Origin of the sequence: Collinsella sp. LCP21S3_A3, assembly GCF_052118905.1 — a bacterium.
Lineage (GTDB): Bacteria > Actinomycetota > Coriobacteriia > Coriobacteriales > Coriobacteriaceae > Collinsella.
On the sequence record NZ_JBQKGH010000009.1, the window covers coordinates 29,667 to 43,383 of the forward strand.

General features: G+C 60.9%; 10 protein-coding genes. 1 reads left to right on the forward strand and 9 read right to left on the reverse strand.

Translation table 11 applies throughout. From position 1 onward, the window contains the following. Positions 1-104 precede the first annotated feature (104 nt). Positions 105-1,409: a molybdopterin-guanine dinucleotide biosynthesis protein B gene (mobB, locus tag ACTQ0H_RS06110; protein ID WP_441538847.1), complete on the reverse strand. Its 1,305-nt coding sequence runs from the start codon at positions 1,407-1,409 to the stop codon at positions 105-107. A 4-nt stretch (positions 1,410-1,413) separates the two neighbouring features. Continuing rightward, complete coding sequence (gene moaA, locus ACTQ0H_RS06115; RefSeq protein ID WP_441547934.1) at positions 1,414-2,469, reverse strand: GTP 3',8-cyclase MoaA; 1,056 nt, start codon at positions 2,467-2,469, stop codon at positions 1,414-1,416. A gap of 208 nt (positions 2,470-2,677) precedes the next feature. Between moaA and ACTQ0H_RS06120 the strand changes: the two genes are divergently transcribed. Beyond that, on the forward strand, positions 2,678-4,024 hold the full coding sequence (locus tag ACTQ0H_RS06120) for an MATE family efflux transporter (protein ID WP_441538844.1): 1,347 nt from the start codon (positions 2,678-2,680) through the stop codon (positions 4,022-4,024). Positions 4,025-4,179: 155 nt separating this feature from the next. Here ACTQ0H_RS06120 and ligA read toward each other — a convergent pair whose 3' ends face one another. The 7 genes from ligA to ACTQ0H_RS06155 all read right to left on the reverse strand — a co-directional run bounded on the left by ligA (position 4,180) and on the right by ACTQ0H_RS06155 (position 13,499). Beyond that, positions 4,180-6,408 (reverse strand): NAD-dependent DNA ligase LigA, encoded by a 2,229-nt coding sequence (gene ligA, locus ACTQ0H_RS06125; protein WP_441538842.1) that lies wholly within the window; start codon positions 6,406-6,408, stop codon positions 4,180-4,182. A gap of 448 nt (positions 6,409-6,856) precedes the next feature. Beyond that, positions 6,857-8,317: a S1C family serine protease gene (locus ACTQ0H_RS06130; RefSeq protein WP_441547935.1), complete on the reverse strand. Its 1,461-nt coding sequence runs from the start codon at positions 8,315-8,317 to the stop codon at positions 6,857-6,859. Between the two features lie 208 nt (positions 8,318-8,525). Next, on the reverse strand, positions 8,526-9,188 hold the full coding sequence (locus ACTQ0H_RS06135; protein WP_427728642.1) for a response regulator transcription factor: 663 nt from the start codon (positions 9,186-9,188) through the stop codon (positions 8,526-8,528). A 50-nt stretch (positions 9,189-9,238) separates the two neighbouring features. Then, positions 9,239-10,576, reverse strand: a complete 1,338-nt coding sequence (locus tag ACTQ0H_RS06140) for a glutamine synthetase family protein (RefSeq protein ID WP_427728639.1) — start codon at positions 10,574-10,576, stop codon at positions 9,239-9,241. A 134-nt stretch (positions 10,577-10,710) separates the two neighbouring features. Continuing rightward, positions 10,711-11,733, reverse strand: a complete 1,023-nt coding sequence (locus tag ACTQ0H_RS06145; protein WP_441537587.1) for a LacI family DNA-binding transcriptional regulator — start codon at positions 11,731-11,733, stop codon at positions 10,711-10,713. A 124-nt stretch (positions 11,734-11,857) separates the two neighbouring features. Next, the gene (locus ACTQ0H_RS06150) at positions 11,858-12,550 is read right to left on the reverse strand and encodes a GntR family transcriptional regulator (RefSeq protein WP_427719797.1); all 693 of its coding nucleotides are present in this window, start codon (positions 12,548-12,550) and stop codon (positions 11,858-11,860) included. A 544-nt stretch (positions 12,551-13,094) separates the two neighbouring features. Beyond that, on the reverse strand, positions 13,095-13,499 hold the full coding sequence (locus ACTQ0H_RS06155; protein WP_441547936.1) for a hypothetical protein: 405 nt from the start codon (positions 13,497-13,499) through the stop codon (positions 13,095-13,097). Positions 13,500-13,717: the final 218 nt, after the last annotated feature.

The following is a 13,717-nucleotide window of genomic DNA, read 5'->3' on the forward strand; positions in this document are numbered from 1 at the left end:
ACCAAAGCAAAAACCACCACAAAGATGCCTGGACCCTTTGTGGTGGAAATGACGTTTGCCCAGATAGAACCTGCCAAAATAAACCTGTCCCTTTTTGGCAGGTTTTAGGCCAGATGGTCTTGGATAAGGTCGCAGATGGCGCGGGCGTCGTTGATGTTGATGGCTCGGGTCGCAAAGCCTGCGTCGAAGGCCTGACGTGCCAGGGCTTCGTTGCAGGCAAGGGCCAGCGTGCGGCCGTCGACCAGGTCGAGCGAGCTCTTGCCACGCAGACGGTCGACACCGGAGCGCGCGACCACGATGTTGTCGAAGCCCTCGGTCTTGTAGCCCTCGATGATCACCACGTCGACATCGTTGTAGCGCGACAGCAGCTCGCGCGCGGGCATCTCGTCCCCCTCGCGCGTGTCAGCGTACTCCGCCCAGCGCGTGGCGCAGATGAGGCCCACGTGCTTGGATCCGGCCTGGTGATGGCGCCAGGTATCCTTAGCGGGCACGTCGATATCAAAGCCGTGGTGCCCGTGATGCTTGAGCGATCCCACGCGCAGGCCACGGCGGGTGAGCTCGGCAATGACCTTCTCGACGAGCGTGGTCTTGCCCGAGTTTTGGTAGCCGATAAACGCGATCGCGGGGACGGCCGGGGTCGGAGCTGCGGGCGCGACGGCGACGGGTGCGCTCGCGGGTGCGGCACCGTCAGTGGCCACGGCCTCAACAGCAGCGGCCTGACGCTCTGCGCGGTCCCATACGCCCGAGCGGCCGCCCTCCTTGTGCAACAGGCGCACGTCGACGATCTCCATACCGCGATCAACCGCTTTGCACATGTCGTAGATCGTTAGACACGCAGCACTCGCGCCGGTCAGGGCCTCCATCTCGATACCCGTCTTGCCCGTCACGCCGGCCGTAACCAGTACGTGAAAGCCAACCTGCCCGTCCGCGCGCGCCGGCGCCCAGCCCTCGGGCACGTCCTCGGCCGGCGTCCCCGCCGGAGCGATGGGAGCAATGTCGCACTTGCTCTTGGTAATGGGCAACGGATGGCACATGGGAATGATGTCGCTCGTGCGTTTGATGGCCATGATGCCCGCCACGCGCGCGCAGGCAAGCACGTCGCCCTTTTTGGCGCGGTCCTGCAGCACCATGGCCTGTGTCTCGGGATGCATGAGGATGGTGCCCTCGGCGATGGCGATGCGATGGGTCTCGGCCTTGTCGGACACATCGACCATGCGCACCTCGCCCTTGGCGTCCACGTGCGTCAGCTCGTTGCGACGTGCGTCACGGGCGGGTTCGGTGGCCGCGCTGGAAGTCGGCTGCGCGGACGCGTCGGCGTTGCCAGCATTCGCCGCGGCCGTGACTTTGTGGGCAGACATCGCGGCCCTGCGAGCGGCCTTGGTGGCGTCGGCGTACCTGCTCTTGGCCATATGATCATCCTCCGATTTGGGACATAAATCGTTGCGTGCCCTCAATTATCGCGTGTTCCTGCGGTTTGTGGGCCACGGCATCGCGCCAAATCGAAAGTACCTGCATATCATCACCACGGCGCAGGGCGTCGCGCACCGAATACTCGGCATCGCTAAACAGGCACGGACGCACGTTGCCATCGGCCGTCAGGCGCAGACGGTTGCAATTCGCACAAAAATGGTTGGACATGGCGCTAATGAAGCCAACCGTTCCCGCCGCGCCCGGAAAGCGCCAATAGCGCGCAGGGCCCGCGCCGGCAGGAGCATCGTTGATGTCGAGCGGCTCGAGCTCGCCCAGTCCCGTCGCGGTGGCCCCGGCATTGATGCGCGCCCGCAGCTCGTCACTCGGCACGGTATCGCTCGCGTCCCACAGCTCGGGATTGAGCGCGGGCGCACGCGGGTCCACAGCGCAATGCGAGCTCGTGCGCTCGTCGCCGATGGGCATATATTCGATAAAGCGCAGGTGGATGGGACGGTCGAGCGTGAGCCGCGCGAGGGCCGCCACATCCTGGTTGAGCCGGCGCACAACAACGCAGTTGACCTTAACGGGCTCAAAGCCCCAAGCCAGCGCCGCGTCGATGCCGGCCATGGTCTGCTCGAGCCGACCCAGGCGCGTGATCTTTCCAAAGAGCGTAGGGTCGAGCGTGTCGAGCGAGATGTTGACGCGGTTAAGCCCGGCATCTTTGAGCTGCGGCGCCAGCTTGGGCAGCAGGGCGCCGTTGGTGGTGAGCGAGATGTCCTCGATCTGAGGGATCGCGCGGATGTCGCGAATAAGCGGAATAATACGGCGGCTGACCAGCGGCTCGCCGCCCGTCAGGCGCACGCGGCGAATGCCCTCCCCCGCCACCAAGCGCACAAAGCGGGCGATTTCCTCGGCGCTGAGTAACTCGTCGTGTGCACGGGGCGCCACGCCATCGGCCGGCATGCAGTAAATGCAGCGGAAATTGCACTTGTCGGTAACGGCAATGCGCAGGTAGTTGATATCGCGGCCAAAACCGTCATGCTGCACGTGCCCGTCCACGCTGCCCTCCCCTCACGCGGCGTTTTATTCTTCGAAAAACATAATACCCCACGAGAGAATCATGCCGACACCCGTACGACAGGACAGGTCGCTTCGAATAAGACCGGCTTTCCAAGCCCATCCTCAACACACAAACCTTGACTCTACAATCGTTGTAGGGTTTTCACTACACTGGTATGGAAACAGACCCAGCCAGAAAGCCCCACCTATGGAACACGACCTCACACGCGGCAATGTCCTTAAGACCATCGCGGTCTTTGCCCTGCCCTATATGCTCTCGTACTTTTTGCAGATGCTCTACGGCATGGCCGACCTGTACATGATGGGGCAGTTTAGCGGTGCCGCCGGCATCACCGCCGTGGGCAATGGCGCACAGACGCTCTATATCATTACCGTGACGCTCGTGGGTCTGGCCATGGGAACGACGGTTATCGTCGGCCACGCCGTGGGCTCGCGCCGCTTCGATCGCGCCGAGACCGCCATCGGCAACACCATCACGCTGTTTATGGGTGTCTCGGTAGTGCTGGCAGTCATCCTGCTCGCACTGTGCCCGCAGATCGTGGCACTTATTGGCACGCCAGCCGAGGCAGTCGAAGGAACCGCCGCCTACCTGCGCATCTGCTTTGTCGGCATTCCGTTTATCGCCGCATACAACATCCTCTCGGCCATCTTTCGCGGGCTGGGCGATTCGCGCTCGCCCATGTACGTGATCGGCGTGGCGTGCATCATCAACATCGCGCTCGATTTTCTGTTTATCGGCCACATGGGACTCGGCCCCGTGGGTGCGGCACTCGGCACGGTAACCGCCCAGACGGCAAGCGTTGCCCTCGCGCTCGTGTGGCTTAAGAGCCGCCGCACGAACATCCACGTTAAGCGTAGCGACCTGCGCCCCCAGCCCGAGGTGCTCGGCGGCATCCTTAAGATCGGCGTGCCCGTGGCCGTGCAGGACGGCTGCATCCAGGTGGCGTTTATGTTTATCACCGTCATCGCCAACCATCGCGGACTGGTCGACGCCGCCGCCGTGGGCCTGGTCGAAAAGATGATCAGCTTTTTGTTCATTGTTCCGAGCTCCATGGGTGCCACCGTCAGCGCACTCACGGCGCAAAACGCCGGCGCGGGCAAGGGCGACCGCGCGCGTCAGGTGCTCAAAGACGCCATGACCATCTCGGTGGTGTACGGCTGCCTGATCACGGTGCTGATGTGGCTGGTGGCGCCGGCGTTTATTGGCTTTTTTGCCAAGGACGCTGCAGTAGTCGCTGCCGGCACCGGCTATATGCGCAGCTATATTTTCGACGCGATTTTTGCCGGCATCCACATTTGCTTTAGCGGCTTTTTCGCTGCATATGGCAAGAGCTACATCGGCTTTGCGCACAACGTGCTGGCCGTGGCACTCATTCGCGTGCCGGGCGCGTGGCTGCTGTCGAACGCCTATTCCGACACGCTGTTTCCCATGGGCATCGCCTCGCCGTGCGGGTCGATTCTGTCGGCAGTCATCTGTGTTGTCGCGTTTACCGTGCTCAACCGGCGCGGGGCTTTTGACAAGTTAGCAGCGTAGCGGGGCAACGCGAAATCGCCCTCATTGACGACATCATCAGCGACGACCCCGCGACCTACGTGACGCAGATCACGATGCCGGTTTCCCCAACAAAGTAAGAACCGCCCGGAAGGCATCGCACTTTCGGGCGGTTCTTCAATTTGACTATTGATGCCTTAAGCCTGGGGCACCTCACCGGTAGCTAGGATCTGCTCGAGTGCGTCCTCGTCCAGCACGGGCACACCCAGCTGCTCGGCCTTGGTGAGCTTGGAGCCCGCTTTGGGGCCGGCGACCAGATAGCTCGTCTTCTTTGATACGCTGCCCGAAACCTTGGCGCCGAGCACCTTGAGCGCCGCGCCCGCCTCGTCGCGCGTGCGGTTGACGAGCGTGCCGGTGAGCACGAAGGTCAGACCCGCGAGCGGCTGTGCGTCGGCGAGCTCGCCTGCCACGCCAGCGTCGGCTGCGGCTTGCGCGTGCGCGGCGCCCAAATCGACCTCGAGCGACAGGCCCGCCTGGCGCAGACGTTCCAGGACGGCAAGGTTCTCGGGCACGGCCAGGAACTGCTTGACGCTCGCCGCAATCTTGAGGCCGATGCCCTCGCACTCGGCAATATCCTCTTCGCTCGCCAAGATAAGCTTGTCAATCGACAGGAATCGCTCGGCGATGACCTCGCCCACGCTCTTGCCCACGTGACGGATGCCCAGGGCAAACAGCACGCGACCGAGCGGCTGACTCTTGGACTTGTTGAGCTCGGCGATGATTTTCTCGGCCGTCTTGAGGCCTACCGGAATGGGGTCGCCCTTCTTAACGCCCTTTTTGCTGTTGGAGCTGGCATAGGTGCGCCCCGTGTCCAGGCCTGCGATGTCGTCGACCGTGAGCTGGTAGAAGTCTGCGACGTCGTGAATCAGCCCGGCGGCGATCATCTTGTCGACGATCTCGTCGCCTAGGCCATCGACGTCCATGCAACCGCGGCTCACCCAGTGGAGCAGGCGCTCCTTGAGCTGTGCGGGGCAGTCGATGGACACGCAGCGGTAAGCCACCTCGCCATCCTCGTGGACCACGGGGCTACCGCACACGGGGCAGACCTCGGGCATATGCCAGTCGACCGAATCGGCCGGGCGCTTATCGAGCACCGGGCCCACGACCTCGGGGATTACGTCGCCCGCCTTGTGCACGATGATGGTGTCGCCCTCGCGCACGTTTTTGCGACGGATCTCGTCGATATTGTGCAGCGTGGCGCGCGCGATGGTGGAGCCGGCAACCGTCACCGGGTCGAACTCGGCGACCGGCGTGAGCACACCGGTGCGGCCCACCTGGATGCGAATTTCGCGCAGGATGGTCTGCTTTTCCTCGGGCGGAAACTTAAAGGCAATGGCCCAGCGTGGTGCGCGAGCGGTAAAGCCCAGGTCGAGCTGCTGCTGGAAGCTGTCAACCTTTACGACCACGCCGTCGATGTCGTAATCCAAGTCGCCGCGGTGCTCGAGCGCCTGGGCACAGAACTCGTGGACCTCGGCCGGCGTGGCACAACGAGCCACGTTAGGGTTGACGCTAAAGCCGGCGCTACGCAACCAGTCCAGAAACTCGCGCTGGCTGTGGACGTGCAGCGGGTCGGTATCGGCGATGGCATAGATAAAGGTGGCCAGGTCGCGGCGCGCCGTGACCTTGGGATCCTTCTGACGCAAGGATCCGGCAGCGGCGTTGCGCGGGTTGGCGAAGGGGTCGCGGCCCTCGGCATCGGCCTCTTCATTCAGGCGAACAAAGCTGCCCTTGGGCATGTACACCTCGCCGCGTACCTCGATGGTGCGCTCGCGGTCGGCGCCCATATGAGCGAGCGCCGGCTCGGATAGGTGCATGGGCACATCCTTGATAGTGCGCACATTAAGCGACACGTCCTCGCCCGTGGTGCCATCGCCGCGTGTGGCCGCGCGCACGAAGGTGCCGTTTTGGTAGGTAAGCGCGACGCCCAGACCGTCGATCTTAAGCTCACAGGTATAGGTAACGCTACCGGCACCGAGCGCATCCTCGGTGCGCTGGAGCCATGCGTCGAGCTCGTCCAGATCCATGGCATCGTCCATGGAATACATGCGTGCCATGTGCGTGACCGGTGTAAACTGCTCGCTCACGTAGCCGCCCACGCGCTGGGTATAGCTGTCGGGCGTCACCAGGTCGGGGTAGGCAGCCTCGATTTCTTGCAGTTCAACGAGCATTTTGTCGAAGGCGACGTCCGTGATCTCGGGCGCATCGAGCATGTAGTAGCGGTAGGCGTGGTAATCGAGCTCGTGGCGCAACTCAGCCGCACGCGCTGCCGCCTGGGCACGGTCATCGGCCGGCGCGGCGGTATCCGTGCTCGCTGGCGTTTCGGTATCGATGTCCACGCCGTCACCAAACAGGCTCGATTGCTCCATAGCGGCACTCCTTCGCTCGATTTCAAACGGATACTAGAGTACCACCGGTCGCAATGGGGCCGAATAGCGGTCTCAAACCGCACCGAATTGGCAGCGACCGGACCAGGGTTGGACAGTTAGTTCAGATTTGTATAATTACGCGCGCCGAATCGAGCTGAAATACCGTCTTTTCGCCCCAATCAATCGTTCTGGACGGCGAATTAGGTTTGCTTCCGTCTTCGAGACACCCATCTCGGCCCGTCTTTCATTTCAAAACCGTTCAAAACACGCCTCAGACCGCACCCGTTTTATACAAATCTGAACTAACTGTCCAAGCCCTTCCGAACCATGCCCTTGCCATTTCTAAATGATCCGTTTTCCTCCGTCCCCAACGGATCAATAAGAGAAGAGGGGCTGTCCCGCGCTGGCGGAACAGCCCCTCTGGCTTCGATATGTGCGATACAGCTCGTTAGAAACCCTGACCGTAGCCTTGCCCCTGACCCTGTTGGCCCAGCAGTTCTTCCAGGTACTGGCGCAGTTGCTCGTCGGTAATGCCGCCGTTGCCGGTGTCGGTCGCACTGTCGTTCTGCTGCTGGTTCTGCAGCTCCTCATCAGAACCCAGCTCGACCGTGACCTTTTTCTCTTCCTTGCCGCGCACGAGCGTGATCTCGACCTTCTCGCCCACCTCGTGGCTGCGCAGCGCGATAATCAGGCCATCGGCGCTCGTAATCTCATCGTCACCCAGCTTGGTGATGACGTCGCCCTCTTGGATGCCAGCCTTGGCGGCAGGACCGTCCTCGACGACACTTGCCACATATGCGCCGCTATCGGTGCCGAGATTGTTAGTGCGGGCGTTGAGCGCGTTGACGCTCGAAAGCGTGGCGCCCAGGTACGGGTGAACCGGCGTCTTGCCGTCGATAATCTGGTCGGCGATGTTCTTGGCATAGTTGACCGGAATGGCAAAGCCCACGCCCGAGCTGGAGCCCGAGTAGCTCTCGATAAGAGAGTTAATACCCACGAGTTCGCCATTGTCGTTAACGAGCGCGCCGCCGGAGTTGCCCGGGTTGATGGCAGCATCGGTCTGAATCATGTTGGCATAGATGGTGTTGCCGCTGGTAGAGCTCATGGCCGTGGAGCGATAGAGCGCCGAGACAATGCCCGTGGAGACAGACTGCTCGTTGCCGAACGGCGAGCCGATCGCCATGACCCACTCGCCCACGTTGAGCTTGGAGGAATCACCAATCTCGATCGGCGTGAGCTTGGAGGCGTCAGCATCCTTGAGCTTGATGACGGCCAGGTCGCTCGAGGCGTCGTTGCCCACGAACTCGGCCTCGTAGGTGGTACCGTCGTCCATGGTAACCACGTACTGGTCATAGCCATCGACCACATGGTTGTTGGTGAGGACGTGGCCCTCGGTATCGAGCACCACGCCCGAACCGACGCTGCCCGAACCATCCAACTCGTCGGCAGACTGCGAAAGCGAGCCATTCTGGCTACCGCTCGAAGTGGCGGTGATGGAAACGACGGAGGGCAGGGCCTTGGCAGAAACGGCCTCGGCAAGCGTGGTGTCCTCGGAGTCGATCGTAATCTTTTGCGTCGATGAACCCGAAGCACCCGCCGTCACGACATTCTTTCCGCCGCCAATGTTGAGCGTGCCACTCATAATGAGCGCGATGACCAGCAGGGCGCCGCAGGCGCAGCCGGCGAGCGCCGTAATAAAGATCGGCAGCTTTTTGGTCTTGGTCTTGACCACCGTGTGCTTGTTTACAACCTGCTGACCGCCCAGCGGCTGGCCGGTCCGTGTGTCGTAGGCCTGCACGTAGGGAATGTTGCCGTCGGCAGGCGTCGACTCCACCTGCACGCGCGGCTGCTGCTGGGTCTCGCCGGCGTTGCCCGCATCCTGGGGACGCTGGGAATCGTTCTCGCTCATGACTGCGATCCTTTCGTCTAATAACCAAAGGCCCGCCAAACATGTGGCGGGCCATCATTGTTCACGTTGAGTTGTACCCCAATATGCGGGCGAACGTGTATGAGAACGCAATCTTTAAGGAATGCTTAAGTTCTGCTGCAAACTCGAAAGGGATCCACGCATGCGGCAAAACCACCACGAAGGTGCCTGCCCCCTTTGCGGTGAAAAGCTAGTCCTTAAACAGATAGCCCACGCCGCGGACGGTGGTAATGTGCGCCGCAATCTGCGGGCCCACCTTAGAGCGGATGCGTCGAATGTGCACGTCGACGGTGCGCGTGCCGCCGCAGTACTCAAAACCCCACACGCGGTGCAGCAGCACTTCGCGGCTGTAGGCACGGTTGGGATGCGTCGCCAAAAAGCTCAGCAGCGAGTACTCCATCAGCGTCAGGTCGATGGGCTCGTCGTCGAGTGTCACCTGGTAGGTAGCCAGGTTAATCTCGAGGTTATCGATGTTGAGCACATCGTCGGCGGTGATGGTCTCCTCCTCGCCCATCAGGCGCTGCGCACGAGCCTTGAGCTCGTTGGGCGTCGCCGTGGGGCATACAAAGTCGGCATGCGCGTGATTGGGCAGGCGCAGGGTGCCGAGCGCCTCGTCGTCGACGATCACCAACATGGGGACGCCGCCACGATCGTCAAGCCACTTGGCAATCTGATCGATGCGGTCGCTGCGGATGCCATCGGAATCGAGGATCAACAGGTCAAAGTCATGCGCCGCAGTCGGCGAATCGGGGGTTGCCAGGCTCACCTCGACACCCAGGGTGGTCGTCAAGCTGCGGGCAAACTCGTGGAAGCGCGTCGTGCGCGCCATGAACAGGGCACTCTTTTCGGACATATCGACCTCCAAGGAAATGAGCTCAATCGTACTGGAACAAGCCGGCGCGATTAGGAGTTCGCCAGATAATGCTTGATCTCCCACTCGGTAATCGTGGACTCAAACTTATGCCACTCGTCGCGCTTCTTTTTGAGGAAGAAGCTGTGGATGTGCTCGCCGAGGGCATCCTTCATAAACTGCGAGTCCTCAAACACGTCGAGCGCCTCTTTGAGCGAGCGCGGCAGCGGCGTATAGCCGGCCTCGACCATCTGACGGTCGGTAAGCTTGAGCGTCTCGGCCGTTGCCTCGGGCGGGAGTTCCAGCTTGCGCTCGATGCCGTCCAGACCAGCCGCCAGCGTGACGGCGTTGACCAGGTACGGATTGGCCATGGGATCGGGGCTGCGAAGCTCGATGCGCGTGGACAGCTGCTTGCCGGGCTTGTAGACCGGGATGCGGACCATGCTCGCGCGGTTGCGCAGGCCCCACGTAGCGTACTGTGGCACGGAGTCGCCGCCCGTGGTGATGCGCTTGTACGAGTTGACCGTGGGGTTGGTGATGGCGCTGATCTCGCGCGCGTGTGCCAGAATGCCGGCCATATAGTGCTTGGCGATATCGGAGAGGTGGTACTTCTCGTCGTCCTCGCCCCAAAAGACGTTGTTGCCGTCGTGGTCGAACAGCGACTGATGCAAAAACATGGCGCTGCCGTCCTCGCCCGCCAGTGGCTTGGGCATAAAGGAGGCGTGGCAACCGCTCTCGTAGGCCTGCTGCTTAATGATGAGTTTGGCCGTGGTGATGGCGTCGGACATGCTCAGGGCCTCGGCGTGACGCAAGCTCATGCCGTGCTGCGAGCGGCCGGCGGCGTGGAAGGTGTACTCCACGGGCACGGACATCTTCTCGAGCGTGAGCACCGTGTTGCGGCGCAGGTCGCGAGCGGCATCGCTCACCGAAAGGTCGAAGTAGCCCACGTTGTCGAGCGGCTCGGGGGTGTGCTCGTCGGGGAAGTAGTAATACTCCAGCTCGGCACCCACGTTGAGCAGGTAGCCGGCCTTCTCGGCCTTATAGAACATGCGGCGCAGGGCGTCGCGCGGGTCGCCGGCAAACGGCTTGCGATCGGGAGTGCACACATCGCAGAACACGCGGGCGACGCCGTTATGGCTCGGGCGCCACGGCAGGATCTGGAAGGTCGAGGCGTCAGGGAACGCGAGCATGTCGGCTTCCTCGGGCGTGGCAAAGCCCTCGATGGCGGAGCCGTCAAAGCCAATACCCTCCTCAAAAGCGACCTCGAGGTCTTCGGGGCTAATGGCAAAGTTCTTGAGGCGGCCGAGAATGTCGACAAACCACAGACGCACAAAGCGGATGTCACGCTGCTCTACGGAACGGAGTACGTAATCGATGTTCTGCTGGTTCATGTCGCTCCCCTTTCTTTTGGGCGGGTTTCGACTGGTCTATATCGCAGATACTATCGCAGAAAAATGTTTCCGCAGGGTTAAAGCGTATCAAGCGCCCAAAAAACGTGCGCGAACAGGCAGTTACGAACGAGCGGCTAGCGCGAGGTCGAAGCGCGGTGTTCGATGTGGCCGGGAACCTCGATGCGTTTAGGCGCCAGCTTTGCGGCATCGCCCACGGTGGTGGTAACAACGTCGATACGCTCGGAGAGGCGATCGACCACGCGCTCGGCGATGGTGAGGGTGTCCTGCGCGGCCGTGGTGACTCCGCCAAAGAGCACATGGTTCCAGGGATAGTCGTCAAACGTCGCGATCTTGAGCCCCGCCGGCAGCGAGGGACCAAGCTGCGCCAGCGCCTCGGTCAGGCGCAGGAAAACCAGGCCGTTGACGGCAATGAGGCCGAGCTCTTTTCCTGCATAGCCGCGGATGGTCTTGTCCAGGCGGCCGACGCCCGTGGCGCCGCCATCGGCCAAGGTGATAACCTCGCCGGCAAGGCTGCGGCGCGAAAGCTCGTCGGTAAAGGCCTCGGCGCGCTCGCGACGGACGGGGCTGTCGTCGCTTGCTTCGGTGAGCAGGCACAGGCACTCGCTGCCAGCGGCGGTCAAGGCGTCTACCAAGCCGGCGACCAGCTCACGGTTGTTAGATGTCACCAGATCGACACCGCCGTCGGCAACGTCGCGGTCGAGCAGCACAACGGGCAGGCGTCCCGCTGCCGCGACGATCGCCTCGTCGTTACCACCGCAGGTATTGACGACCAGGCCGTCCACGCCAGCGTCGATAAGCCTGGTGAGCGACTCGGCCTCCTTGGCGGGATCGTTGCCGCTAATGGCTGTCATGAGCGAGCAGCCGCGCGCGGCGGCGCTGGCGGAAAGGCCCTCGAGCATGGCGCTGGAGAACGGGTTGGCGATGTCGGCCAAGATCACGCCGATGAGGTTGGTACGCGAGCTGCGCAGATTGCGCGCGGCGGCACGTGGGCGATAGCCGGTACGCTCGATAACCTCCGCAATGCGAGCACGGGTTTCCTCGGTCATTTGCCCGGGGCGGTTATTGAGATAGCGCGAGACCGTGGCCGGGCTCACACCCGCCTCGACGGCAATGTCCTTGATTCTCATCTGCGCCATAGCGCACCCCGTTTCCCCATTGTCGGCAGTCTGAGCCATTTTAGGCATTTTTTAAAATTCTCGGTTGCAAAACGCTGTAGGTGAGCAGCATCGTTTTTGCGTCTCGAGCAGATGCGATAATGGGCTAGATAGCCGAGTCTTTGGACAGCTCAAAATAATCGGGATGTAAGGCGATAACCGGACCTTGCTCTTCGGGCATCAGGTGCAGGTGTGTCTCGGCCAGATAGCTCGCCGCGTCGGTATCGCCCCTCTTAATGGCCTCGAGAATCCGGCGATGCTGCCGACGAATCGGCTCCCAATCTAGATCCTGCGACACCATACGCAACCAGTTGTATCGCTCAAAATGCGTATTGACGCTCTTCATCCAATCCCACAACATGTGACGGCCGGCAATCTCAAAACACGTCTCATGGAACAGGTTGTCCAGGTCAAAGAAACGACGCGTTTCGCCATGGTCGAGCGACTCGGACTCGGCAAGAATCTGATCGAGCCGATGCTTTTGCTCGGGCGTGGCGACCGAGCAGCATTTAATGAGTACGCTTCGCTCGAGTTTCTCGCGCAAGAAACAGGCGTTCTCGGCGCGCTCCATGCTGATCTTAGAGACGTAGGTGCCGCTTTTGGGACGCGTTTCCACCAGCTCCTGCTCACGCAGGCGCACAAAGGACTCGCGAATGGGCGTACGCCCGATTCCCGTCTCCTTTTCCAGACCAATCGCCGAAAGGCGCGTGCCGGGCTTGAGCTCGGCATAGATGATCTTGGAGCGCAGTGCATTGTATGCCTGATCTTGCAAGCTTTGATTATGCTGGTGCTGTTCCATAAAGCCCTCGGATAAACCCTCGGTTAGTCGAATACCACCATGCAATACTATCGCATCGACACGTCCCAGCTCCCAATCAGTCTTTTTGGGACGGGGCTCTTTTAGCTGCCCTAGCCCGCAGATCGGCCCTTTGCCACAAAAGTGGCCCATCTACTACGTTAACACGGATAGCCTCGGCCATACCAAAAACCGTGGAAACAAAACCGCAGGTAGGCAGCTTGTCGATTTTCGAAAAAGCCGACTATGGTTGACCCCTGAGGCTTAAACGTAGTAGATAGGCCCTTTTCGTGGCGCAGCACTACTGCACCCCAAATTGGCACCCCGAGCCTGTTATAAGTTGCTGCGAAATACGGACGGTTGATGATCAAGGCGCGCTATGCGGGTTGCTATAGCTCGAACGTCCCACGTCCGATGCACCAAAGCGTTTGCGACAGCTTCGCGAAACGCCTCGAGAGGAATTCGATCGGTTTGGACGCGCTCCATCCCTTCGATACGCTCATAACGGTAGTAGCGTGCAAACATAGCCACCGCCCTGTCCACCTGCTCAATTGCGGATATATTTGTCGCCGCCTCGCGATCCAAGTATTACATCCTCGGTATCACCAAAACGGACGCAGTCGATGCCCGGAAAATTATTCTTATCCGCCAAAATCGCCGCAACGTTGGTATAGCCGTCTTTGCCGAGCAAGCGAAGCGTGCGCATAATATCCGGCGTTAGCTCAGAAATGCCGAGATGTTCAACACACTTATGCTCGAGCGTGTGAAAACTCAAGTCCTGGCGAGCCGACGTGAGCGCGTCGAACGTTACGTTGCTGCCTTCGAGCGTCAGCCTGCCATACTCAAACCGGTCGACCTCCACCGTTGCCGAATCGTTTCGCCTGTAGGCCTTCAAGATATAAGACGAAAACCGTTTGCGTACTGATTTATCCGAGACGCAAACGGTTTTCATCTTGATTTGCGTACGGAATTAAGACGCATAATTTCGCTTTCGTATGGCTCAATCGATCACGATACGATGTATCTGCACCTGGCCTACAACCGCAACATGATTGTGGAAGGCACACAGACAAAAGGCATTTAAGGCTCGGCAATGATCTTTCTTTGATAAAACGCAAGCGGCGGCCGCCCAAACACGGGACGGCCGCCGCTTGCGTTTTATCAAATGGT